The 24,957-nt window shown below is 57.9% G+C and carries 24 protein-coding genes; 7 read left to right on the top strand and 17 right to left on the bottom strand.

What is annotated here, in order from left to right; genetic code table 11:
• Positions 1-45: 45 nt before the first annotated feature.
• The 5 genes from CWI75_RS04270 to CWI75_RS04250 form a co-directional block, all read right to left on the bottom strand.
• On the bottom strand, positions 46-429 hold the full coding sequence (locus CWI75_RS04270; protein ID WP_101520255.1) for a nuclear transport factor 2 family protein: 384 nt from the start codon (positions 427-429) through the stop codon (positions 46-48).
• Positions 430-530: 101 nt separating this feature from the next.
• A complete protein-coding gene (locus CWI75_RS04265; protein ID WP_101520254.1) occupies positions 531-1,388 on the bottom strand; it encodes an alpha/beta fold hydrolase in 858 nt (285 codons plus the stop codon).
• Complete coding sequence (locus CWI75_RS04260) at positions 1,381-2,940, bottom strand: class I adenylate-forming enzyme family protein (RefSeq protein WP_101520253.1); 1,560 nt, start codon at positions 2,938-2,940, stop codon at positions 1,381-1,383. The genes CWI75_RS04265 and CWI75_RS04260 overlap by 8 nt, the downstream gene beginning before the upstream one ends.
• A gap of 67 nt (positions 2,941-3,007) precedes the next feature.
• Positions 3,008-5,257 carry a TonB-dependent receptor gene (locus CWI75_RS04255; RefSeq protein WP_241521075.1) on the bottom strand — a complete coding sequence of 750 codons (2,250 nt, stop codon included), beginning with the start codon at positions 5,255-5,257 and terminating at the stop codon, positions 3,008-3,010.
• Positions 5,258-5,367: 110 nt separating this feature from the next.
• A complete protein-coding gene (locus CWI75_RS04250) occupies positions 5,368-6,822 on the bottom strand; it encodes a sodium:solute symporter family transporter (RefSeq protein ID WP_101520251.1) in 1,455 nt (484 codons plus the stop codon).
• 128 nt (positions 6,823-6,950) lie between these two features.
• On the opposite strand from CWI75_RS04250, the gene CWI75_RS04245 reads away from it, so the two are divergent.
• A complete protein-coding gene (locus CWI75_RS04245; protein WP_101520250.1) occupies positions 6,951-7,613 on the top strand; it encodes a TetR/AcrR family transcriptional regulator in 663 nt (220 codons plus the stop codon).
• Between the two features lie 28 nt (positions 7,614-7,641).
• On the opposite strand, the gene CWI75_RS04240 is transcribed toward CWI75_RS04245, so the two are convergent.
• Entirely contained in the window at positions 7,642-7,989 is a 348-nt protein-coding gene (locus CWI75_RS04240) for a hypothetical protein (protein ID WP_101520249.1), read from the bottom strand.
• 163 nt (positions 7,990-8,152) lie between these two features.
• Between CWI75_RS04240 and CWI75_RS04235 the strand changes: the two genes are divergently transcribed.
• From CWI75_RS04235 to CWI75_RS04215, 5 genes are all read left to right on the top strand, one after another.
• Complete coding sequence (locus CWI75_RS04235; protein WP_101520248.1) at positions 8,153-9,598, top strand: coniferyl aldehyde dehydrogenase; 1,446 nt, start codon at positions 8,153-8,155, stop codon at positions 9,596-9,598.
• Between the two features lie 17 nt (positions 9,599-9,615).
• On the top strand, positions 9,616-10,650 hold the full coding sequence (gene glpQ, locus CWI75_RS04230; RefSeq protein WP_101520247.1) for a glycerophosphodiester phosphodiesterase: 1,035 nt from the start codon (positions 9,616-9,618) through the stop codon (positions 10,648-10,650).
• Between the two features lie 98 nt (positions 10,651-10,748).
• The gene (pyk, locus tag CWI75_RS04225; RefSeq protein WP_101520246.1) at positions 10,749-12,197 is read left to right on the top strand and encodes a pyruvate kinase; all 1,449 of its coding nucleotides are present in this window, start codon (positions 10,749-10,751) and stop codon (positions 12,195-12,197) included.
• Positions 12,194-13,162, top strand: a complete 969-nt coding sequence (gene glk, locus CWI75_RS04220) for a glucokinase (RefSeq protein ID WP_101520245.1) — start codon at positions 12,194-12,196, stop codon at positions 13,160-13,162. The genes pyk and glk overlap by 4 nt, the downstream gene beginning before the upstream one ends.
• A gap of 271 nt (positions 13,163-13,433) precedes the next feature.
• Positions 13,434-13,640 (top strand): cold-shock protein, encoded by a 207-nt coding sequence (locus tag CWI75_RS04215; RefSeq protein WP_101520244.1) that lies wholly within the window; start codon positions 13,434-13,436, stop codon positions 13,638-13,640.
• A 77-nt stretch (positions 13,641-13,717) separates the two neighbouring features.
• On the opposite strand, the gene CWI75_RS04210 is transcribed toward CWI75_RS04215, so the two are convergent.
• The 9 genes from CWI75_RS04210 to lgt all read right to left on the bottom strand — a co-directional run bounded on the left by CWI75_RS04210 (position 13,718) and on the right by lgt (position 21,241).
• Complete coding sequence (locus CWI75_RS04210) at positions 13,718-15,055, bottom strand: tetratricopeptide repeat protein (RefSeq protein ID WP_101520243.1); 1,338 nt, start codon at positions 15,053-15,055, stop codon at positions 13,718-13,720.
• A gap of 18 nt (positions 15,056-15,073) precedes the next feature.
• Positions 15,074-15,679, bottom strand: a complete 606-nt coding sequence (locus CWI75_RS04205) for an energy transducer TonB (protein ID WP_101520242.1) — start codon at positions 15,677-15,679, stop codon at positions 15,074-15,076.
• Positions 15,680-15,685: 6 nt separating this feature from the next.
• Positions 15,686-16,090 carry an ExbD/TolR family protein gene (locus tag CWI75_RS04200; protein ID WP_101520241.1) on the bottom strand — a complete coding sequence of 135 codons (405 nt, stop codon included), beginning with the start codon at positions 16,088-16,090 and terminating at the stop codon, positions 15,686-15,688.
• Between the two features lie 13 nt (positions 16,091-16,103).
• Positions 16,104-16,631, bottom strand: a complete 528-nt coding sequence (locus CWI75_RS04195) for a MotA/TolQ/ExbB proton channel family protein (protein ID WP_101520240.1) — start codon at positions 16,629-16,631, stop codon at positions 16,104-16,106.
• 1 nt (position 16,632) lies between these two features.
• On the bottom strand, positions 16,633-18,030 hold the full coding sequence (locus CWI75_RS04190) for a MotA/TolQ/ExbB proton channel family protein (RefSeq protein ID WP_175580193.1): 1,398 nt from the start codon (positions 18,028-18,030) through the stop codon (positions 16,633-16,635).
• Positions 18,031-18,816, bottom strand: a complete 786-nt coding sequence (locus CWI75_RS04185) for a DUF3450 domain-containing protein (RefSeq protein WP_101520239.1) — start codon at positions 18,814-18,816, stop codon at positions 18,031-18,033.
• Between the two features lie 248 nt (positions 18,817-19,064).
• Positions 19,065-19,586: a dihydrofolate reductase gene (locus CWI75_RS04180; RefSeq protein WP_101520238.1), complete on the bottom strand. Its 522-nt coding sequence runs from the start codon at positions 19,584-19,586 to the stop codon at positions 19,065-19,067.
• A 10-nt stretch (positions 19,587-19,596) separates the two neighbouring features.
• The gene (locus CWI75_RS04175; RefSeq protein ID WP_101520237.1) at positions 19,597-20,430 is read right to left on the bottom strand and encodes a thymidylate synthase; all 834 of its coding nucleotides are present in this window, start codon (positions 20,428-20,430) and stop codon (positions 19,597-19,599) included.
• Position 20,431: 1 nt separating this feature from the next.
• Positions 20,432-21,241 (bottom strand): prolipoprotein diacylglyceryl transferase, encoded by an 810-nt coding sequence (gene lgt, locus CWI75_RS04170; protein WP_101520236.1) that lies wholly within the window; start codon positions 21,239-21,241, stop codon positions 20,432-20,434.
• Positions 21,242-21,364: 123 nt separating this feature from the next.
• Between lgt and CWI75_RS04165 the strand changes: the two genes are divergently transcribed.
• Positions 21,365-22,159, top strand: coding sequence for an NRDE family protein (locus CWI75_RS04165; protein ID WP_101520235.1), 795 nt, complete (start codon positions 21,365-21,367; stop codon positions 22,157-22,159).
• Here the strand turns inward: CWI75_RS04165 and ptsP are convergent.
• Complete coding sequence (ptsP, locus tag CWI75_RS04160) at positions 22,156-24,426, bottom strand: phosphoenolpyruvate--protein phosphotransferase (protein ID WP_101520453.1); 2,271 nt, start codon at positions 24,424-24,426, stop codon at positions 22,156-22,158. The genes CWI75_RS04165 and ptsP overlap by 4 nt on opposite strands.
• An 11-nt stretch (positions 24,427-24,437) precedes the next feature.
• Positions 24,438-24,932: an RNA pyrophosphohydrolase gene (locus CWI75_RS04155; protein WP_206604635.1), complete on the bottom strand. Its 495-nt coding sequence runs from the start codon at positions 24,930-24,932 to the stop codon at positions 24,438-24,440.
• Positions 24,933-24,957: the final 25 nt, after the last annotated feature.

Raw genomic sequence — 24,957 nt, 5'->3', positions numbered from 1 at the left:
GCGGCAAGGGGTAGCCCGGGGAAATCAACGGCATGAGGCTCGCAATCAGGACGCCAGTTGCTCCAGCATCGCCGCCATTTTGTCCCGCAGCAGGTTCATGCCCTTCAGCGGTCGCACCATTACCTTGAATTCGGTAATCCTGCCCTCGGCGTTAAAGGTGATGATGTCGACCCCGTTAATGGTAATGCCGTCGATATCACAGGTAAATTCGAGCACGGCATGGGGCTCGTCCACAACCTCCTTGATGTATCGGAAACTGTCGTTGAATACCGCCATGGCGCCGGTCAGGTAAAGGCGGGTGAGATCGAAACCCTCCTGCGGCCGGTGCACCACCGGAGACCAGAATACACAGTCGGGGGCGATCAAATCATCCAGCCCGGCCGGATCCCCGGACGCCACTATCCTGTGCCATTGCGCAAGTGCCTGCATTACAGTGCCTCCCTGATCATTGCCGGATGGAGCTGATGCTGACAATGCCATCCGGGACCCGGCCTGTCCACACGATCCTGCCTGGTCCATCCTGCGAAGATTCAGAGCGCAGCGAGAAAGCGATCGATAGCCAGCCGGGAAGCGGATTCGTCGAGGGTGGGCGCATGCCCGCGATGAGGTATTTCAGCAAATACCAGATCCGGTTTGCGTCGCTGCATCTGCGCGACACAGTCAGGCGCGAGGATATCGGAGTGAATACCCCGTAAAAGCAGCATGGGCAGATGGCGTATGCTATCAAATACCGGCCACAGGTCCGGTGGCACGGCATTGTCGTCAGTGGCCGCCATCGGCTCGGCAATTGCAGGATCGTAAGCCAGCACCGGCCTGCCATCGACCTCCCGAAACAGGGCGCCGGCAAAATCAGACCATTGCCGTTCGGTAAAGTCGGGAAACGCGTCGCTGTTCAGTGCGCGACACTGGGCCACCGCCCCTGCCCAGTCGCTTACGGGCTGTGCCTTGCCAACATAGGTTTTGATCCGGGCCAGGCCCGCGGGGTCCACCTCGGGGCCGATGTCATTCAATACCAGGCCGGCAAATCGGTCGGGGTCGGTCGCAGCCATCAGCAGGGCCATCAAGCCACCCATGGACGTGCCCACCAACAGTGCCCGCCCCACCGCTTCAACATCCAGCAAGCGGAACATGTCCTCTATATAGGTTCCGGGATGATAGTTCACCGGATTGCTGTCGTATTCCGAGCGGCCTCTACCGCGCTGGTCGGCCACCAGCACCCTGAAGTGACGGGCAAGATGGGGTGCCAGGCCGGCGAAATCCGCCGAATTGCGGGTCAGCCCATGCATACACAGCACCACCGGTGCGCCGGGCCCGGGGCCCGGGTAATCGCGCGCATAAAGCGCCAGCCCGTCTTTACTGGTATAGGTGATATCCCTGTATTCAGCCATCATCTGCCTCCCGATACTGCTCTCGCAGTTCCCGCTTGAGAATCTTGCCATTGGGGTTGCGGGGCAAGCCACTGACAAAGTTCACCGCGACCAACCGCTGCTGGCGCCCGAGCCGTTCATTGGCCCAGGCCAGCAAATCCGCAGTCGTCTCTTTGGCGTTTGCCACCGGCACTACCAGGCCCAGGGGCGTCTCGCCCCAGCGTTTGCTGTTAACACCAATCACTGCAACGTCGTCGACCGCCGGATGCTGTACCAACACCGCTTCAATATCCTGGGGATAAATGTTTTGCCCGCCGGACAGAATCATATCCTTCTTGCGATCGACAATGTACAGGAAGCCGTCTTCGTCAATATAACCCAGGTCTCCCGAACGCAACCACTGCCGACCTTGCTCATCAATGAATTCCGCCTCGCGATTGGCGTCCTCGCGGTGCCAGTAGCCAGGCATCGAAATACGCCCGCGGGAGACTATTTCACCCGTTTCAGAGGGCCCCAGCACCTTGTCCTGGTCATCGATAATACATAAATCAGTACCGATGAGGGGCTGTCCCACGGACCCCCATCGGCCAGGGGCATCCTCCGGGTCCAGGGTAGTGATGATACCTTCCGTCAACCCGTACAACTCGATTATGCCGCAGGGAAAACGGCTGAATATCTCGCGCTTCAGACCCTCGTGCAGCGGTGAACCGCAGCTCATCATGCCCTGCATGCTGCTGACGTCCGAGTGCTCCCGGGCAAGGCGTTCGATGACTCGCTGATACTGGATTGGGACCATCGCAGTGTGGGTAATCCGCTCCCGGGCCACTGTCTCCAGGAAATCACCGGCATCGAATTTGGAGTGTACCACCAGGGTGCCCCCTGCCAACACGGTACACAACATGGCGACCCAGGAAATGTTCGAGTACAGACCCAGGGTCAGCAGGGTGCGTGCGCCACTGGTGTAGCGCAAGGCGATGGCCAGATCATAGGCCCAGTCCCGACGGGTGCGATGGCTATGCAGTATGCCCTTGGGCAGACCGGTAGTGCCCGAGCTGTAGATGATATTGAGTGCCGCATCCGCAGCCAGGCGCAGGTCCGGCAACGTATTCGGCTGGTCCCGGCAGAGTTCGGCAAGCCCAAGCCAGCCAGGTTCGGCAGGTCCGCTGGTTACCCGCAGGGTAAGGGACGCAGGCATGCGGGACAACAGCCCCTGCAGCCTCGCCCACTGATCTGTGGAAACCACCAGCACCCGGATCTCCGCATCTTCAAGCATACCGACCAGGGCGTCGTCGCTGACCGAGAGGTTAACAGGGACCGAAACCGCGCCGGCCGCCATGCTACCGAAAATAGCCTGCACCATCGGTGCCCCGTTGGACATGACAATGCCAACACGGTCACCCGCCATTACACCCCGCGCCAGCAGGCCGTGGGCAAAGGTGTGATTGGCGGCGCAGAACGCTGCCCAGTCCAGGTGGTGATCACCACAAATCAATGCCGGCTTGCGCGCGCGCCACTTGCCGTGCAGCGCCAGAATTTCCGGCAACAATGGGACGGGTGCCTCAAATCCAGCCACGTGGCCGACTCCTGTGCTTTCTGTGTGAGGATGCTCCACCCCGGGAGGGGTGGAGCGCGGGCACTATCTAGAAGCGGTATTCCACGGTGCCGGTAACGGTGCGCGGCGGTGCATAGAACACAGTGGTGTTATCTTCCAGGCCCAGGAATGACGGGCAGCCCCCAGAACCGAAGCAGTAGCCGGCGGTCTTGATCTCTTCGTCGCCCAGGTTCTTGCCGTGCAGGCCGACAAGCCATTTGTCGTCATCGCTCAGCCAGACGATACTCGCGTTGATGATGTCATGGCTCTTCTGGTCAATCACCGGCACTTCGGTTTCAAACTGGGTGACGTCTCCCTTGTAGGACCAGTTCGCGTTGAAGCTCAGGTCGCCCTTCGCTACGGGCAAGGTATAGGTGACTCCAAGGTAGGCCATTTCCTCGGGCGTGTTCTGTACTGCCCGGTCCTCCGAGATATCCACCCCGTTGAACAGCCATTCCTTTATTTCGGCATCCAGCAGGCTCAGTGACATCTGCGCGCTGAGGCGCTCGGTCAGCATGATATTGCCCTCCAGCTCAAAGCCCGAAATCTCCGCCTTGCCGGCGTTGGTCACGGTACCCACGAAGCCGTCGTTGACACCATCGTTATCGCTGTCGACGCCGACCGAACCGGGAATCTGCATATCTTCATAATCGCTGTAGAAAGCCGCGATATTGGTGACCGCGCGACCGTCCAGCCAGGTCATTTTCAGGCCGACTTCCCAGGAATCAAGTGTCTCGGGCTCAAACCCGCGCTCTACCTCGGGGGTGATGAAGTTGGCGCCACGGGGGTCAAAGCTGCCCGCCTTCCAGCCCTGGCTGTAGCCCGCATACGCGGTGGCGGTGTCATTGATGGCGTAGCTCAGGTTGATGCGCGGGGAGAAATCCGTGTAGGTGTTGCTGGCTTCATAATCACTGGTCGCACCGAGAAAGATCGCGCTGTCATTGCCCAGAAACGGCGACCCAAAGCCCAGGTAGTTAGCCCGGAAAATATCCGCAGTACGCTTGTCTTCGGTATAACGGCCACCGACGGACAGGGACAGCTGATCGGTCAGGCTATAGGTCAGGTCGGCAAATACTGACCAGGCCTCGGTATCCACGGTGCCCCCGGTATAAGCAGTGACCGGGCCAATCTGGCCGAGCACCACGTCAAAGTCGTTGGATGCTGTTGCATCAAGGTAATAAAAACCCGCCACTGCATTCCAGCGGTCGGCATTGTAGAGAAGCTGGAACTCCTGGCTTAGCTGCTCGTTGTCATAAATAACGGGGGCATCAAAGTCCATCACCGCCAGGCCGTCAAAGTCGATTACGGACTCGGTGTAATCTTCCCGATAGGCGGTTATCGAGCGCAGCGTGGTGGCGTCACTCACATTCCAGTCGATCGACATCATGATGCCTTCGGCTTCCACCTGGTTATTGCCGTTGATACCCGCAGTGGAAATCTGCTCTGAAGCACCCGCCGTGGTGTCGTACACATCGTCGAGTACCGGCACACCGCTGACCGCACCGGGAAACGGCCGATAGCCGGCAACCGGGTTGGTCTTGTCATCGCTCTTGTCATAGGCAAGGCGGATCAGCCAGTCAGCGGACGGCAACCATTCGGCGCTCAACCGATAGGCGAACAGGTCTTTATCGTAGTGCTCTTCACCCGTGGTGAGGTTCTTGCCGTAGCCATCGCGGGTAAGCCGGGCAACGGTGGCGCCAACCCGCAGGGTGTCAGTGATTGGTGCGGAGGCAGTAGCGACAAGGGCCTGCTGATTGTAAGTGCCCAGCGAGCCCTTGAGACGAACATCCACCTGGTCACTCAAACGCCGGGTGACATACTTGATAGCGCCGCCAACGGCATTGCGACCGTAAAGTGTACCCTGGGGACCGCGCAACACTTCCACACGCTCAACGTCATAAATATCCAGCAGGGATCCCTGTGGCCGGGCGACATAAACATCGTCAAGGTACAGGGCGACGCCCTGCTCAAAGCCCGCCAGTGGATCCTGTTGGCCCACACCGCGAATGAACGCTGTCAGTGTGGTACTGGTGGCCCGGGATGGCTCCAGGGTGACACTGGGGATTATCTGGGCCAGCTCGCTGATGTCCGCCGCACCGCGCATCCGCAGCGCATCGCCGGAAAGTGCCGTTACCGCAATCGGCACATCCTGAAGGTTTTCCGAGCGTCGACGCGCTGTAACCAACACCTCTTCCAGCGCAAACGAGGTTTCCGTCTGGGCCAGTGCAGGGCTGAGCTGGGTAGCGGCAGCGAGGGATACGGCGAGGGCAATTGCGGAGCGCGGTGTGAAAGTTTGCATGATAACCACCATTTTGGATTTATGTTTTGCGGTCTTGTCGATCAGGTGCCAGGCACTTTTTCAACAACTGTTGAATTCCCGGAGAACCTTATTCAACGGTTGTTGAAATGTCAAGAGGGTATGTAATCAATTTGTTTGTCGGGTGCGCCGGCCCGGGTTGCCAGCAGCCCCACGAAACCATAGCCAAGGGCCAGGACAATCGCATAACTCGCTGACACCGCGGGGTTCTTGACCAAACCCGACAGATTGAGGCCAAGATGTGCCGTGAGCCCGATTAGCGCCGCACCCAGTACTACCCAGAGTGGGATATGCCGCCTCACCAGGACACCGAACAGGATTGGCACAATGGATGCTGCGGCAAGGCCATAGACACCTTTCTGGGCAAACAGGCCGATCAGGGGCGGCGGATTCCAGGCCAGTATCACACCCAACACACCGACCATGACCAGAACAATCCGCGACAGCAGCAGCCCGTTGTAGCGCGAGCCGAACAGGGGTTCGACAATATCGTTAACCACAACCGCGGACAGCGAAACCAGGATACCGTCGAGGGTACTCATACCGGCCGCAAGCAACGTGAGGAAAACCAGGGCCAGCATATACTCGCCCCAGAGTGAGCTGCCGAACTCAAATAGCAGGTAGTCGCGCACCACGGCGTCCTGGTTGGCCACCTCCAGGCCGGCGAGCCGAGCGTAGAAACCGATCATCAACATCAGGGTGAATATGGAGCCGACCACCACAGTGGTACCAATAAACTTGCCGATGTCCCGTTCGCTGCGCAGATACAATATCTTGGTCAGGATATGGGGCTGCAGCATCAGGGCAAACGTCACCACAAAGCCACTGACAAAGACCGAGAAAAAGTCGAAATACAGGTCGCTGCTGCCGTTGAAGACATCGCCGTAGCCCTGGCCCACGGCATTGAGTGCGGCAACCGGGTCACCGGCAAAATATTTCCAGCCCTGGGCAAACAGAAGCACGGTGATTCCCAGCATCATCACCCCCTGCAGCGTATTGGTGTAGGCGTGGGCATAGGTGCCACCCATCAACACATAAGAGAAAACAAACACCAGCACCAGCACCAGTGCCGTCTTCTGCTCTATCGGGAACAACCCGGTTACCAGCAGGCTGCAACCCACCAGGATGAGTACGACGAAGGTGATGGACAACAGGTTGATAAACGCGAAGAAGAGACTCAGTCCCCGGTGGTTGTACCGATAGAAGATCCACTGGGGGATGGTAAGCGCGTTACTGCTCTCGCCCAAGCGCAAAAAACCACGAGTCAGCACCAGGAATGCCGTGAGAATCCCCAGTGAACCGGCGAGGCCATAGTGAATATAGGCACTAAGGCCGTGGCTATAGACAAAACCGGGGTTAATCACGAAGGTGGCGGTGGAGGAGATTGACGCCGCCAGTGTAATGCCTATGAGATAGGGATTCAGGTCCTTGTTGCCGATCGAGAACCCCCGAATATCTTTGGTTCGGCGCATACCAATCCAGGACAACCAGAAAACCAGCACCACATAGGCAAGGGTGACCATATATTTGAAAATTTCGGGCGTCATGGCTGTGTGCTCATTTTATCGTTATTGCAGTCAGAACATGTGAGTCTGAACAAATCCGACGCACATTTCAACAAGCGTTGAAATTTAAACTATGGTATCGTCCTGAAATCACCGCCACGACCCTCATCATGAGTAACAAACGCAGCCAACCCAAACGAGAACGCATCCTCGATGTTGCCGAAGAGCTATTCGCCCTGCATGGCTTCGATGGCGTTACCCTGCGCCAGATTGCCAATGGCGCCGCAGTTGATGTTGCCCTGGCCAGCTACCATTTTGGTAAAAAGCTGGATCTGTTCAACGCCGTCTTCGAGCGCCGTGCCGACCTCCTCAATAGTGCCCGCCTCGATGCATTGCGCGCATGCCAGAGCAGTGCCGGCGAAGCCGGCCCCGAGGTCGAACAGATTATCGAGGCTTTTCTGCGGCCGCTCGAACTGGCCCAGGAAACCGGCGATCCCGGCTGGCAACACTACCTGGCACTCATCGCCTATATCAACAACTCGCCCTACTGGGGCCCCCGGATGATGTCCAAGCTGTTTGACCAGCTGGTCGAAGAGTTTATTGCCGCTTTGCGCAAGGCTTTGCCGGGTGCGCTGGAAGAAGATCTTTACTGGTGCTATCACAACCTGTCCGGCGCCCTGACCCTGACTCTTGCGCAAACAGGCCGAATCGACAAGTTGTCGGGGGGCAAGTGCCGGTCAGCGGATTTTGAGGCCGCCTATGACCACATGATCCCGTTTGTCGCGGCGGGCTTCAGGGAAGTGTGCGTGAATCGCAGGAACGCAACGGATTGATGCAAACAGCGCTGGGGCAATGCATCTGTCAGATATCCACCTCGTACTTGAACTCACTGTCAATTCGCTGCTGCAGCTCGAACTGGGCGATACCCTTGCGGGTGCCGGCATCTTTCATTCGCTGCTGATAGCGCTGCTTACGGTAGTATTTTACCAGCGCAGGAAAGCGGTCAGCTTCAAGCTCGCCGGCAATGAGTGCCTCAATAAAGGCGATATCAATGCCGACACGGTAGGCAATGCGGCTGGGGCGAATCTTGTGGGCGTGAAATTCTGCCACGATATGCACCTGGTGCTCGCGGCTATAGTGACACACCCGGGAATAGCCGAAAGGCGGTGACGGGGTGCGTGAATCATCTTGCTGAATCTGCTTTTTCATGGCGCTGTTTTAACAGCTGTTGGCGTTGTTGCCAAGTAGATCGATAGCTCCGCCAAGAATTCTGGCCATAAATAACCGGGCAATTGAGTTTAAACTGGTCCCGGGGCCGGACTATACTGGTTAGATAACAATCGTGCCGGAAGACGGCCCCAGGAGATCCATCATGAATGCAGCCGAACCTACCGCCGAAGGCGCAATGCTCGCAGTACTCGAAGCCCAGCGCCAGGATTATCTGCGCGAGGGCGCTGTCAGCGCCGAAACCCGCATTGACCGGATTGATCGCGGCATAGACGTAGTACTGAAATACCAGGACAGATTAGTCGATGCCCTTAACACCGATTTCAGCTGCCGCGCGCGAGAGGTAAGCCTGTTAACGGATGTGGCAGCGTCGGTGACTCCGCTCAAGCATGCCCGCAAACACCTGCAAAAATGGATGAAACCGGAACGCCGCAGCACCATGTTCCCGCTTAACCTGCTGGGCGGACGCTCCCATATCGAGTACCAGCCCCTGGGGGTGGTGGGGGTTATTTCACCCTGGAACTTCCCGGTAAACCTGACCTTCGGGCCCCTTGCAGGCATTCTCGCCGCGGGTAATCGCGCGATGATCAAACCCTCGGAGTTTACCCCGGCAACCTCGGAAGTCATGGCCCAGATGGTCGCCGAAGCCTGGGATGAGAAAGAAGTCGCCCTGTTTACCGGCGGCCCTGAGGTTGGCCAGGCCTTTTCGGGCCTGCCCTTTGATCACCTTTTGTTCACCGGTGCGACCTCGGTGGCCAAGCACATCATGGTGGCTGCGGCGCGCAACCTGGTGCCGGTTACCCTGGAGCTGGGCGGCAAATCGCCCGTCATTATCTCCCGCAGTGCCGATATTGATAAAAGCCTTGAGCGCATAATGCTTGGCAAAACCCTGAACGCCGGCCAGATCTGTCTGGCGCCTGACTATCTCATGGTGCCGGAAGAGAAACTGGATGAGGTTGTGGCCGCTGCCCGCAAGGCAGTCTCAACCATGTACCCGACGATACTGGATAACCCCGAGTACACCGCGATCGTCAACGAACGCCACCACGAGCGGCTCACGGGCTACCTGAACGAAGCTGAAGAGCGCGGAGCCAGGGTAATAGCGATTAATCCGGCAGATGAAGACTTCAGCAGCCAGCAGGGTAATCGCAAGATCCCACCTACCCTGATCACCCAGCCGAACGATGATCTCAAGGTCATGCAGGAAGAGCTGTTTGGGCCCCTGCTGCCCATTTGTACCTATAAGGATTTCGACGAAACCATAGACTACGTCAATGCGCACCCGAGACCCCTGGCTGCCTACTACTTTGGCACTGACAAGCAGGAAGAGAAGGCAGTGCTCACCCGCACAACCTCCGGTGGCGCCTGTATCAACGATGTCATCATGCATGTGATGCAGGAAGAGCTGCCCTTTGGCGGTGTTGGTCCCAGTGGCATGGGGGCCTACCATGGCGAGGCTGGTTTCCGGACTTTCAGCCATGCCAAATCGGTTTATCGCCAGGCCAGTATTAACGTCGGCAAGCTGGGCGGCATGCTGCCCCCCTACAACAAAGCGACCGAGAAAACCATCAAGATGCAGATCAAGAAGTAATAAGGCACAGGTTGAGGATGTTGATATCCCGATTGCGCACCATCTGGATCGCAGTAACGATATCAACTCTCGCCGCCATGAATAGCGCCGCCAGCTCGCCTATCGTCATAGCCCATCGGGGGGCCAGCGGCTATTTGCCTGAACATACCCTGGCTGCCAAAGCCATGGCCCACGGCATGGGCGCGGACTACATTGAACAGGATGTGGTACTGACCGCTGATGGCGTCCCGATTGTGCTCCACGATATCCACCTCGATACCACCACGGATGTCGCGGATCTGTTTCCCGGTCGCGCCCGTGACGATGGCCGTTTTTATGCGATTGATTTCAGTCTGGAGGAAGTTCGCCGGCTGCGTGTCCACGAACGCAGCGACACGCAGGGACAAGCCGTATTTCCGCAGCGTTTTCCACTCGGGCCAGGCTTGCTGGGTGTACCCACTCTGGCAGAGGAGATAGACCTCATTGCGGGAATGGACCGCAGTCGCCAACGACGTACCGGTCTTTATATAGAACTCAAGGCACCCCGTTTTCACCAGGCCGAGGGACAGGATATTGCCCGCCGCATTCTTGAGGTGCTGGCGTTAAAAGGCTATGCGGAACGCAGTGACCAGGTATTCCTCCAATGCTTTGACGACCAGGCACTGCGCTACCTGCGACACACGCTGGAAACGCCATTACCATTGATCCAGCTTATCGCGGACCCGAGCTGGGGCGAAGATAGCGCGGTCGACTATGAATTTCTGCAATCCCCGGCCGGGCTCGACACAATAGCGGAATACGCTGATGGTATCGGGCCCTGGCTGATGCAAATCTACCTTGGTAAAACTGACGCCGGGGCGGTGCGCCTGAGCACCCTGGTCGCCGATGCCCACGCCCGTGGACTTCAAGTGCATCCGTATACCTTTCGCAGGGACCAGCTGCCTCCGGGTATTGCCGACTTTGACGAGCTGCTTGACGTATTTTTTCAGCAGGCGCGGGTGGACGGCCTGTTTACCGACTTCCCGGACCTTGCTCGCGATTACCTGCTACAAAATCCCGTTATCCGGCCCTGAACGGGCTGGCACCCGGGGTGCCAACAGGGCATCATCACTAACTTCGCGCGGGACGTCGTTTCCCCAGTATTCAATTTTCAGCCAGACAGGACAGAATAGTGATTCCCAAGGTAAACAGGCGTACCAAAATCGTTGCCACCGTCGGCCCGGGCAGTGAATCCGATGAAATGCTGGCACGTCTGATCCAGGCCGGGGTTAATGTATTCCGACTGAACTTCAGCCATGGTTCGGTGGAACAACACGCAATAGTGGCCACGAGGATTCGCAAACAGGCCGCGCTGGCGGGCCGCTACGTCGGCATTCTCGCCGATTTGCAGGGTCCCAAGATCCGCATTCATAATTTTCGTCAGGGCTCCGTGAACCTGGTCGCCGGCGAGCGCTTCAGGCTCGACCTGAACCTGGGGGAGGACGAAGGCGACAGCAGCAGCGTTGGCATCAACTACCCCGCTCTTACCACCAGTGTATTTTGCGGTGACACTTTATTACTGGATGATGGTCGGCTGCGCTTGCGGGTCGACGAGGTCAACGACCAGACGGTCAATTGTACGGTGCTGGTGGGCGGGAAACTGGGATCGCGCAAGGGCATCAACCGTCTTGGGGGGGGACTCGCTGCGCCCGCCCTGACACCCAAGGATATTGCCGATATCGATAGCCTGGTTGAGGTGCGCCCCGATTTTGTCGCTGTGTCCTTTGTCTCCAGCGCAGAGGATATTTTCCAGACCCGCGACCTGTTGCACCGGCAGGGCCTGGAGCCCGCCATTATCGCCAAGATAGAACGCGCCGAGGTGGTCGCGGACGACGCCGTTCTCAACGACATCATCACCGCCTCCTTCGGCATCATGGTGGCGCGCGGTGACCTTGGTGTTGAGGTCGGCGATGCCGCGTTAATCGGCCTGCAAAAGGACATGATCTCCCGGGCACGCAAAATGGACCGGGTGGTTATCACCGCCACCCAGATGATGGAATCCATGATCAGCAGCCCGATGCCGACACGGGCGGAGGTGTTTGATGTCGCCAACGCGGTTCTCGATGGCACCGACGCGGTGATGTTATCCGCAGAGACTGCAGTAGGCAGCTTTCCCGTGGAGGTCGTGACCGCAATGGCGGATGCCGCCATGGGCGCCGAGCGCCATCCGGTTGCGCGGACGTCGCGCTACCGTCTGGACAAACAATTCTCCAGCGCCCAGGAAACCATTGCCATGTCGGCGATTTACGCGGCCAATCATTACAGTGCCGTACGCGGAATTGCCTGCCTGACGGAGTCCGGCACTACCCCGTTGTTGATGTCGCGACTCAGCTCGGGCCTGCCGATTTTTGCGCTGAGCCAGCATGCTGCCACGCTGCAAAAGCTCTGTTTGTGCCGGGGTGTGGTGCCACTGTTCTTTGATGCCAGCGTATTTGAGCGCGAGGCTGTTGAACTCAACGCCATGGAGTTTCTCTGTGATGAGGGCCAACTGCGAAAAGGAGATTCCGTGCTAATGACCCAGGGGGCGATCATGGGCCATCCGGGATCCACCAACATCATGAAAATTCTCCCTGTTGTATGACCAACGCCACGTTAGCGACCCGGCTGGTAGCCGACGTGGGCGGCACCAATACACGGCTGGCCCTCTATGACTATGACAGCCATCAACTGCGGGCCATACAGAGCTACACCAACCGCGATGAGGGCTCTTTTGAAACTATTATTGGCAACTGGCTGCAGGATCTTGATGAACCCGCACCGGAGGACGCGTGTATCGCGGTAGCGGCGCCACCTGACGGCGACCGTGTTGTCATGAGCAATATGGATTGGTCGATCAGTCGCCAGGACCTGGCGACACAGTTCGGTTTTAACCGTATCCGCGTTATCAACGACTTCGAAAGCAACGCCTACGCCCTGCCCCACCTTGGTGCGGAGTCACTGTCCCTCATCCACCGTGGTGAACCTTCAGCTTCAGACTGTCCTCGCCTGGCCACGATCGGGCCGGGAACCGGTCTCGGCGGTGCCGTCCTGCAGAAGGCAGGGGGAGTCTGGGACGCGATTGCCTGTGAGCCCGGCCATATGGCCCTGGCACCCGTGGGTAGCGCGGAACTGGAAATCTGGCGGGTCCTGAGCAAACAGCACCCACGAATCTATACCGAACTACTCGTGTCCGGGCCGGGTCTGGTGCATCTGTATGGGGCGCTGGCAGAAGTGCAAGGCATCGACAGCAGTATCAACAGTCCGGAGGAAATCTCCCGTCGCGGAGTGCAGTACGAGGATCAGGTTTGCGTAGATACGCTGGCCCTGTTCTGCCGCCTTCTGGGAACGGCCTGTGCCGACTTTGTGCTCGCCAACGGGTCCTATGGCGGCCTCTACCTGGCCGGGGGCATACTCCCCAGAATGCTCGATTTCTTTGCAGCTAGTGGCTTTCCTGACCGATTTATTGATCGCGGGCCGGTTGCCGCCCAACTGGAACGGATGCCGATCAACGTGGTCACCCATTCCTTCCAGGGCCTGCTGGGCGCCGGTAATGCGCCTCTTCATTAGAGAGCATACTGAAGCGGCGAGAAAATATGTGGTCGCACCGCCACTCTGGTCCGGCCAGCTAACAGGGCCAAAACCAGTAAAATTCCACAAAAAATTTTCTTTGCCCTGTCATACCAGAAATCCGGACCGGTGCTACACTAACTAAGGCTGAGTAATCAGCGGCATTTATGAGCGTGGTCGAAGTTCGCTAAGTTCCTCGGTACCTTGAGCATAAATATTGACTAACCCAAGATGCCCGGACGGGCTTCATAAAGCTATACAGGTAACACTTATGTCTACAGAAACCGGCACCGTTAAGTGGTTTAACGAAACCAAGGGATTTGGCTTCATCGAGCGCGAAGGTGGACCCGATGTATTCGTACATTTCAGCGCTATCAAGGGCGACGGCTTTAAAACCCTTACCGATGGCCAGAAAGTACAATTTTCCGTGACCAACGGCCAGAAAGGTCCCCAGGCGGAAGACGTTACGCCTGTCTAGGGCTTTTTACCTGCCCCATAAAAAAGGAGCACATTGTGCTCCTTTTTTTTTACTTCCTCATATCACCCTGGCGAAGTTTAGCCGCCGTCCTGCAGTTGCCGTTGCCGGTCCAGCTCGGACTCCATGTACTTGATCCACTGCGAGGCGTGACGCTCAGAGCGCTCGTCGCGCCCGGCGGCCTTGAACGCTTCACGGGCCTTGTCATACTGCTCATTGTTGAAGTATGCCATACCCAGGGCAAGCCGTGCCGTATCCGGGCGATTGACGCCCCCGCGACTCAGCCCCTTGTTGATGGCGGCTATTGCCTTGGTATACTCGTCGCCGTCGAGGTAGATATTACCCAGGCGCGCATACAGCTCGCCATCTTCCGACTTGGCCGCTGCCGTTTCCATCGCTGGAATCGCTTTATCAACTTCCTGCGCCTGGCGCCAGGCATTACCCAGGACTTCATAGTGGCGCGATGTCGCCTCAATGGATTCATCCTTGAGCCCACGGTCCATGACCTTTGCCGCCTTGTAGGGCACCTCACCATTCAGGTACAGGTACGCCATGGACACCTGTTCACTGCCACGATCCAGCAGATCCTGCACATAGGCGGTTTCCATCGCCGCCAGTTGCACGGACTCGCGCTCCTGTTCACCGAACATATGCGACAACTGCACCCAGTACTGTTTGTCCGGATAATGCGTCAACAGCTTGCGCAAGACGTCCACCGCACTGTTGATATCATTCTTGTCAAAGTACAGGAAGCGCGCGAGGTTATACCACTGCTCCTTGGGCAACTTACCCTTTTCTTCCTGCATGTTGATGGCGCGCTCAACATTGGCCAGGGCCTTCGGGTAGTCCTCCAGCTGGTAATAGGCCTGGCTGAGCAGCACGTAGGCGCTGGCCGGAGGCGTTTCCGTGAGATCAAACCATTCCAGAAGGGTGTTCAAACCCTGCCGCCATTTTTCTTCAACGAAGTACAGCTGGGCTATGGTGTATTTGGTGTTGATCTCCATCGCCAGGGGGATCTCAGGCTGGCGAATCACATTTTCATAGGCCGCAATCGCCTTGCCGTAATCTTCACGGGAGTAGTGAACAAACGCGTAAAGATTATAGACATTGGCCAACTCATAGCTGTTGAGCTCATTTTTGCCCCCTGCCGCCAGCATGCTGTCCAGCACCTGTGCCGCAGTGGTGAAGTCGTTTGCTTCAGCGGCCACCTGTGCTTCCTGCAGGCGCTCGTAGACTTTATTGCGCAGTGCCGGCGTGCGCCGGGTTTCCTGCTCTGGCTGTTCTTCCTGGGCAACAGCAATGCCCAGAGGCAACCAGTCAAGTTCGGTCTGCACCTGCGTAACGACTACCTGCGCGGCCACTACCGGCACCGCGAGGAACGCGGAGCGCAGCCACATTGTAGACTTAGACAATTTCATAGCACTTCACCCGCTCTGCTATTCCAACTCATAGGTAAACTTGTTCTGCACGCCCGCAACCTCGATAGGCTCGCCATCGACAACCCGGGGCTTGTATTTGAACTTCTCGGCAGCCCTGACTGACGCCCGCTCAAATACGCCGGACGGCTGGCAATCCACAGCCTGGGGGTCGCGAATGGAACCGTTCCTGGTCACCGTGTACTCGACGATACAATAGCCGCTGATACCGCGAGTCTGGGCCCGACGAGGATAAATGGGCGCTACCTTCACAATCGGCAGGTACTCGCCATCACCACCCGACATGCCACCGCTGCCGATATCCAGGTCCACGGTCGCACGAGGTGCCATGTTGACCACGTTCATATCCATATCCATATCGAGGTCAGGAGTATCCAGATCCGGCGGCGGCTCATCGGGATCATCGACTTTCTCAGGCTTCTCTTCCTCGACAATGGTTTCGATCTCCCGATCCGGCATGTGAATGTCTGCCAGCTTTCGGGTTTCAGAGTCGTCGGCTTCCGGTTCCTGGGACAGAATAAGCACTTGCATGATAAAAAACAGGAGCCCGGCTACCGGCACAGCCAGTAGCGCTCCGAAAAACAGTCTCGACACGTTGCGATTCATAACCGATTACTTTTCGTCTGTGGACAGCGAGACATCAAACACGCCCGCCTCCCGGGCAGCGTCAATTACCGCAACCACTGTTTCAGTATTGGACTCGTTGTCGGCTTGTACGACAACTGCGCCTTTCGGATTCTCCGCGTGCAGGCGCTCAATGTTGGCGCGTACGGCACGGACATCAATACGGCGCTTGTCCATCCAGATTTCGTTGGCGGCATTCACCGCAACCAGGATATTGACGTTTTCCACCGGTTCCGAGGTGGAAGCCTCGGGACGGTTAACTTCAATACCCGCCTCCTTGATAAATACCGCGGTAACAATAAAGAAGATCAGCATGATAAACACAACGTCCAACATGGGCGTTAAGTCGATCTGTGACTCTTCTTCCGCAGCTGCTTGAGTATTCCTGCGCATTACACTATCTCTCTCAATGGTCTGTTGTCAGGTTATCAGCCAGAAATTCGCTCTCGCGTTCAGCAATTTGCGTAACGTAGGTGTTGGCAAAAACCCCCGATAGCGCAGCGACCATACCCGCCATCGTGGGAATTGTAGCCCGTGAAACACCACCCGCCATGGATCTGGCGTCGCCACCACCGGTTACCGCCATGATATGAAACACTTCGATCATGCCGGTTACCGTTCCCAGCAGACCCAGCAGCGGGCATACCGCCACCAGGGTCTTGATGAGGGGCAAATACTGGTTGATCTGGAGTTTCGACTCCGAGATCAACTTTTCCCTGATCTGTTGGGCTGCCCAGGAGCTGCGCTCAGAGCGCCCCTCCCAGATAGAGATCGCTTTTGCGACATCCGATTTCCAGGTGAGCTTGAAGTACCAAACCCGCTCGAAAATCAGCATCCACATCGCGAAGAGCACGAATGCAATCAGCCAGAGAACGTTCCCGCCCATTTCCATGAAGCGGGCAACAGCCTCATAAGCACTATCCAACCAGTACATGCTACTTCCTCAGATTGCCCTCGGTGTGCTCGGCGATGATACCAGTGGACTGCTCGTTCAACAGGTGAATGATGCGCTTGGCGCGGCCATTCACGACGGTGTGAAGCAGTACTGTTGGAATCGCTACCAGCAGACCGAGTACGGTAGTAATCAGTGCGCCAGAGATACCACCCGCCATGGCTTTGGGATCCCCCGCACCAAATATGGTGATCGCCTGGAAGGTGATGATCATACCTGTCACCGTACCGAGCAGACCCATCAGCGGAGCTACCGCGGCAATGATCTTCAGCAAGGTAAGACCCGTTTCCAGCTTGGGAGTTTCCTTGAGAATCGCCTCGGAGAGTTTCAGCTCGAGCGTCTCGGTATCCATGCCCGGGTTGTCCTCGTGCACTTTCAGTACCCGACCCAGTGGGTTATTGGTACTGGCCGAGTCGCTCTTGAGCTGGCTGTTAACTTTCGAGCTCACACTCGTCAGCACGATCAGGCGCCAGATAGCCAGCAGGAAGGCGAAGATACCCACTGCAGTAATGGCATAGCCGATCTGGCCACCCTGGTGCCAGCGCTCTTCGAGCGTCGGGCTGTTGATCATGGCTGCCAGATAGGAACCACCCGTGGGGCCGGTAGGATCGATACCGAACTTCTGGAAACCGGTTTCGCCGGTGGCGGCAACCAGGTCTTCAGCCCAGCCCATGTAAGGGCCTGAAGGCTGACGAGCCAGCTCTTCAAGAGTGTCCTTGCTGGGGACATACTGCAGATACTTGCCTTCTTCGGAAACGACGTTGAAGAGACCGACGCGCGTTACACGCTGCTCGACTTTTTCACCCGATGGCCTGGAGATTTCAGTATTGAAAGTCACCACCTTGCCGGACTCAATCATCTCACGCTGCAGCTCGAACCAGACGCGCTCGATTTCCGCAATGCTCGGCAAACGCTCGGTACCGCTCATCTTGGCAATCAGCTCTTCCAGGAACTCCTGACGGCCCGAATACTGGGCGCTGGTAAGAGAAAGCTCCAGGTTGCTGGACAGGTCACCGGAGACCGAGGTCAGGTGACCGAACAGTTCCGCAAGCCCACCCAAACGCTCGCGCAACTGTGCTCGCTTTGCGGTAACGAGGAGTTCATTCTCCTCAAAGGTGGCCTCGAGCTCGGAGGACCGGTTTTCCTGACGGGTACGCTCGGCCTCGGCTTCACGCAACAATTGGGCCTGTTCGTTTTTAGCCTGCACGAACCGCTGTTCACGTTGACGGTTTTCACGGCTCTCTACAACCTGGCCCTGTTTGACAAAATCCAGCAACTGCTCAAGAGACTGTGCCTCTTGCTCCTGCGCCATTGACGCCGTGCTGAAGAACAGCGTGCCGCATACAACTAACGCAGCGGCCTTCACACTTTTAATACTCATTTACATGGCCTCCGGCGCGGCTACTGGCAAGTTCATCAGATCAATCGTGGCGGTCTTGTCTGCAATACGCAGACCTTTCATTATCTCACTGCGGTACGCGCCGCGGCTCAAGGGCACCCAGGCTCTTTCACTCTGGCTCCAGGCACCGGACAATTCGGTATCGGTGGTCTGGTACAGCAGGGCAATCCGGCCCACACGAAGAATGTTCACGTCGCGCTCAACACCATCGATTTCGACATTAGCCTTGTAGGAGTCAAGTTTGCGGCCATACTCCGACTCGATCTTGTAAGCTTCCAGCACCTGGCGGAATTTTTCCGCGACGCTGATATCAGAGCGGTCCAGGTTGGAGCGCAACATGCCAATGCGCTGGCGACGCTCATCCATGTGGAAAGGAACATCCAGCTCTACAAACTGGTCGAGGCCGTCAACCATGCGCTCCATCAACGGCGTCATTTGCCGCTGGATAATGGTTACCTGCTCAATTGACTCATCAATTTCAGCAATGCGGCGCTCCTGGTTCGCTATCTGGCGCTCCAGGCGGCTGTTGTAGACCTTGAGGCCATCAACCTGCTTCATAACGCTCTTGTAGTCGCTCAGGAGATCACGTGCTTCGTCCGCAAGGCGGTCGATTTTGCGTTGTGACTCGCGAGCGGCCTGGTTTTTGGATTCCCCGACTTCCAGAATGGAATCCAGGGTATTGGCTTGTGCTGCGGCTGTGGCGCCCGTGAGGGTACCGGTTGCCATAAGCACAGCGATCAATACGTTCTTCAATCGATGCATAGTCATGGGAATTGTGCTTCCTATTTCTAACAGAGTGATTCAATGCTGAGACAGCGCGACTGGTCTTAAGTTGCCCTATACTACCTTATAAAGTGAACTGTGCTGCTTCGGTAGACCGAGGTGGGGAATATAAACGTAATGTAATGGTGTTTTCAATCAATCCCCTGCCAGCGGTTCTGGATTTAATTCAAACGTGTACTAAGGTTACATTTTTCCGGGGTGTGGGGCGGCCAAGTAACACTTGTGCGCAACAATTAAGGCCATTTTGATGCGCCGACGCGTTCGTAAACGACAAACGCATAAGAATACGGATTTGGCGGCTGTGAAGGATGCTCTTCACGGGAGATCTCGCGCCATTGCTGCCAGTCCACTGCGGGAAACAGGGTATCGCCCTCAACCTGCGCGTGAATTTCGGTAACATAAAGCCGATCCGCACGGGGCAACGCTGCCTCGTATAACTGTGCGCCCCCGATTACCATCACCTCGCCAATGCCGGTAGCGGCGGACAGTCCGGCGGCCAGCTCAAGCGCCTCGCCCAGCGAGCCCTCTACATGAACACCCGGGATGTCCAGGTTCTGGCTCCGGGAAACCACTATATTGGGTCGTCCCGGCAGGGGTCGGCCAATGGACTCCCAGGTCTTGCGACCCATGATGATCGGCTTGCCCATGGTGGTGCGCTTGAAATAACGCAAATCCTCGGAGAGATGCCAGGGCAGGCCACCGTCGCGACCGATAACGCCGTTTGCCGCCATCGCAACCATCAGCGCAATAGTCATTCGGATTTACTCACACAGCCACCGGCGCGGCGATGTGGGGCTGAGGATGGTAGCCGGAAAGGCTGAAGTCCTCAAAACGGTAATCATAGATGCTCGCGGGCCGACGCAGGATTTCAAGCCTGGGCAGGGTCGTCGGACTGCGGCTCAACTGCTCCCGGACCTGCTCAAGATGGTTACTGTAGATATGGGAGTCACCGGTACAGATAATGATTTCCCCGGGTTCCAGGTCACACTGCTGGGCGAGCATCGTGGTCAGCAGCGCGAGGCTGGCGGTATTGTAGGGCAGGCCGAGGAAGGAGTCGCTGGAGCGAATGAGCAACTGCGATGACAGCCGGCCGTTGGCGACATAAAACTGGTACAGCAAGTGACACGGTGGCAGGGCCATGCGGCCGGCCCTGACGTTGTCCTGGGGGCTCAGCTTTTCATCGGGGAGGAACTCCACGTTCCAGGCATGAAAAAGTATCCGGCGGCTGTCCGGATTATTCCGCAGGCAGTCAATCACATAGTCGATCTGGTTGATGGTACCGCCGTCCCGGGTTGGCCAGGCAGTCCACTGGGCGCCGTACAGCGGCCCGAGGTCACCGGTTTCCGTTGCCCACTCATCCCAGATGCTGACTCCGTTCTCTTTCAGCCAGCGGGTGTTGGTATCGCCGCTGAGAAACCAGATCAATTCGTTGGCGATACTTTTAAAGTGCAGCTTCTTGGTGGTCAGCAACGGAAAACCGTCATCGAGATTGTGCCGGAACTGGCGCCCGAACACAGATAACGTGCCGGTACCGGTACGGTCACTTTTTGCTACGCCGTTATCAAGAATATCCTGTAACAGTTCCAGATACTGCTTCATCTTAACGTGCACCTCTCTTGGCTGTCGTCGCGGCATTGCGGTAAGCCCACCACAGCAGAAACAGTCCCGCGGCAATCATCGGCAGGCATAACAACTGGCCCCGGGTCATCCAGCCAAATGCCTGAATGCCGATATGGGCATCCGGCTCCCGGAAAAACTCGGCTATGAAGCGCAGGCAACCATAGCCGACCCCGAATAACCCGGCGATGGACCAGGTCGGCCGCGGGCGGGAGCTGAACCAGAGCAGGATAAGGAACAGCAGCACGCCTTCAAGGGCAAACTGGTAAAGCTGCGACGGATGGCGGGCAAGTTGCAGCGGATCGGCCGGGAACACCATTGCCCAGGGCACGTCCGTGGGTCGGCCCCACAGTTCCTGGCCGATGAAATTTGCCAGCCGACCCAGCGCGAGCCCTACCGGGGCCATTAACGCAACGAGATCCAGTACCGGCCCGAAGGGGAGATCGCGGCGCCGGGTAAACCAGAAAATTGCTACCACCACCCCCAGCAGACCACCATGAAACGACATGCCGCCCTCCCATAGACGGAACAGCCATAAGGGATTTTCAAGCAGGCGCTCGCCACCGTAAAAAATGGCGTAGCCAATCCGCCCCCCCAAAACCACACCCAGGGCGCTATAAAACACGAGGTCATCTACCTGTGCTCGCTGCAGGGGTACATCGGGGCGCTTGCTGCGCTGGACACCAAACCACCAGGCAAAGGCGAGTCCGGCCAGGTAAGCCAACCCATACCAGTGTACCTGGACCGGGCCGAGCGAAAACGCTACTGGATCAATATCGGGATAGGGCAACATAAAGTCTTGTCTGTCACGGGGCGGCGCTGGAGTTCCGGTGCAGCCCGGGCGGTGTCGGGGCCCTATTATCCAGTACGTGGCCGGGATTCACAATTGCCCGGGGCAGTGGCAGGATAGCTTCCCATGTGCCTGATCCTTTTTTCCTGGGGGCTGAACCCCGATTATCCGCTGGTTGTCGCCGCCAATCGCGATGAATTCCATGCCCGTGCCACCGTGCCTGCCCGATTCTGGCCAGATCAGCCCCAGCTGCTCGCGGGGAGGGACCTGGAACAGGGCGGCACCTGGATGGGCATGAACCGGAGCGGGCGCTTCGCAGCGATTACCAACTACCGGGACCCGTCCCGGAGTGCCACAGGCCTGCGTTCACGGGGCGAGCTCCCGCTTCGCTTTCTGCTAGACAGGCAAACGCCGGAAGCCTGGCTGCGGAGTGTTGCGGCACAACGTACAGAGTATGCCGGCTTTAACCTGCTGGTGGGTGCGGGTGAGCAGTTATGGTATTTCAGTAACAGCAGCGCGGATAATAACCCGCGGCACCTGGCTGCCGGCATCTATGGCCTGAGCAATGCCAGCCTGGATACCCCGTGGCCAAAGGTCGTGCTCGGCAAGCAGCGGTTACAGCATTTGCTGGAAACCAGCCCACCCACCCACGACGGGTTGCGCGAAGTGGTTGCGGACCGTCGCCCGGCCGCCCCCGAGGATCTTCATCCGCTGGGCCTGCACGAGACCATGGACCGGCAACTGTCGGCGCAGTTCATTGATGCGGGTGCTTACGGCACCCGCTCAACCACAACGCTATGGCTACAGAAACACCCGGATGATCCGACAGCCCTGGCCCACTGGCGGGAACTGAACTTTGCACCGGGCGGCAGGGAAGTGAATCGCCATTGCGAGGTGTTTACCTATGGCGGCCTGCCTTAGTGCAACGGCAGGTGAATGAACTGTTGCAGGCCCCGCTCCGTCATCAACCGTTGCAGACGCTTGAGGATTTCGCTGGAATGTTCCAGCAGCATCACCTCTGCCAACACTTCATGGGCTTCATTGCTGGTGATACTGCGCAGGGCCTTCTTTACCTTGGGCAATGCCGTTGCGTTCATTGACAGCACCTCGTAACCCATTGCCAGCAACAGCACCGCGGCCAGCGGATCGCCCGCCAGTTCGCCGCAGATACTCACCGGCGTACCCTCGGCACGACAGGCTTCCGCAACGGCGACGAGTGCGCCCAGTACCGCAGGGTGGAACGCATGATAGAGCTCTGCGACCCGCGAGTTGTTGCGGTCGACCGCCAGCAGGTACTGGGTCAGGTCATTACTGCCAACAGAGAGAAAATCCGCCCGGCGCGCCAGGGCGCGGGCCTGGTAGACTGCCGCCGGCACCTCAACCATTACGCCGATCGGCGGCAAAGGCTCGGTAATTCCCTCCTGGACGATCTCCCGGTGGCCGCGCTGGATAAGCGCGAGCGCATCGTCAAACTCCGCGACATTGCTGATCATCGGCAGCATGATGCGCAAATTGCCAAGCCCGGCATTGGCCTTGAGCATGGCGCGCACCTGGGCCAGGAAAATCTCCGGATGATCCAGGGTAACCCGAATACCGCGCCAGCCCAGGAAGGGATTTTCCTCCTCGATCGGGAAATAGGGTAAGGCCTTGTCGCCGCCGATATCCAGTGTTCGCATGGTGACGGGCAACGGGGCAAAGGCCTCCAGTTGCTCGCGGTAAATCTGCCGCTGCTCTTCTTCACTGGGAAAACGGTCCCGCAACAGGAAGGGTACCTCGGTGCGATAGAGACCAACCCCCTCGGCACCCTGCTCCAGGGAGCGGGTAACATCCGCCATCAGGCCGGTATTTACCCACAGCGGCAGGCGCTGGCCGTCGAGGGTTTCGCAGGGCAGATGGCTAAGGGACTCCAGGTCCCGGGTGATAACCCGGTCCTGGTCAACCAGCTCCTGGAACCGCGCACGCACTTCGGGCAGCGGGTTAATATGTACGATACCGTGATAGCCATCAACGACCAGCTCACGATCCTGCAAACGCGTATAGGGAAGGTCTACGGCACCCATGACCGTGGGCACTCCCATGGCACGGGCGAGTATGGCAACGTGGGAATTACCGGATCCACGCACTGATATCAGGCCCACCAACCGCTCCCGGGGTACCTCCCCCAGCGCCGACGCCGTGAGCTCTTCACCCACCAGGATGGTGTGTTCCGGGTAATTTCGGTCTGTCTTTTTTTCTTCGTCCTGCAGGTAAGCGAGCACTCGCGTACCAAGGTCTTTTACATCGACGGCCCGCTCCCGAAGGTAACTGTGTTCCATGCGCTCAAAGTGGCGGATATGTTCAATCATCACCTGGCTGAGGGCACCCTGGGCCCATTGTCCGGCCTTGATCCGCGTTGCCACCTCGCCACCGATGGCGGAGTCATCCAGAATGCCCAGATAAACATCGAAGAGGGCGTGGTCTTCCGCGCTCATTTCGCCGCGCAGATTATCCGATACCGCCTGGATATCCCCGCGCACTGCCGACAGCGCGGCCCGGAAGGCCCGCAGTTCTGCCCGCCGGTTGCTGACTGTTTTGCGCGGCACGGCATACAGGTCAGCAACTGGCGAAATAACGACCACACGGCCAATGGCGATCCCGGGAGCTCCTGCGATCCCCGATACCCGGGTAGGCGTGCCCGCCCCGGCCAGCAATTCTTCGCGCACTGCCCCGGTCACCCTGGCATGGGCGATCACCGCAGCCAGTTGTGCCGACATCGTAACCAGAAAGGCCTCGTCACTTTCGCCAAAAAGCCTGCGACTGGCCTGTTGAACCACCAGCACGCCGAGGACATCTCGCTGGTGAACGATAGGCACGCCGAGAAACGCGCGAAATGGCTCTTCGCCCAGGCCCTCGACCAATTGAAAGCGTGGATGACTCTCGGCGTTTTCAAGCTTGACCGGCTCTTCCCGCTCGGCAACCAGACCAACAAGGCCCTCGCCCGGAGCGAGGCTGGCAGCACCGATCTGCAACGGGTTGAGCCCGTCCGTGGCGCAGAAAACCAGGCGACCCGAGGTTTCGTCCCGCATATAAACACTGCAGACCTCGGTACCCATGGCGACACGAACCCGTTTGACTATGATATCCAGGGCTTCATTCAGGTCTTCGGCGGCGTTAACCTCCTGAACGATATTGCGCAGGGTTTCAAGCATCATTATCGCCATCAGCCGCCCTCGCGAGTGATCCGTCCCAGCCTGGGGGCCAGTTCCTTGAGCGCCTTGCGATAGACCTCGCGTTTGAAAGACACCACCTGATTGAGGGGATACCAGTAACTGACCCACTGCCAGTGGTCAAACTCCGGCTTGCCGGTGCCGTCGAGCCGGACCGCGTCGTCCTGGGCCAGCATGTGCAGCAGGAACCATTTCTGTTTCTGGCCGATGCAAACCGGGTTCTCCCCCGCACGCAGAAACCTTCTCGGCAGGCGGTAACGAAGCCAGCCGCGTGTCGCCGCCACCACTTTCACGGTGTCGGCGGCAAGCCCGACTTCTTCCTCGAGTTCGCGAAACAGTGCCTGCTCGGCAGATTCACCGGTATTTATACCGCCCTGCGGAAACTGCCAGGCATCCCTGCCGCCGATACGCCGCGCCCATAACAGCTGGCCCGCATCGTTCGCCAGCATAATACCAACATTGGGCCTGAAGCCGTCTGTATCAATCACCTTCTTATTACTCTCATTAACAGGC

The organism is Kineobactrum sediminis, assembly GCF_002868715.1.
Classification (GTDB): domain Bacteria; phylum Pseudomonadota; class Gammaproteobacteria; order Pseudomonadales; family Halieaceae; genus Kineobactrum; species Kineobactrum sediminis.
Note: the sequence above shows the minus strand (reverse complement) of the source record. Positions and strands in the feature narration are given on the sequence as shown.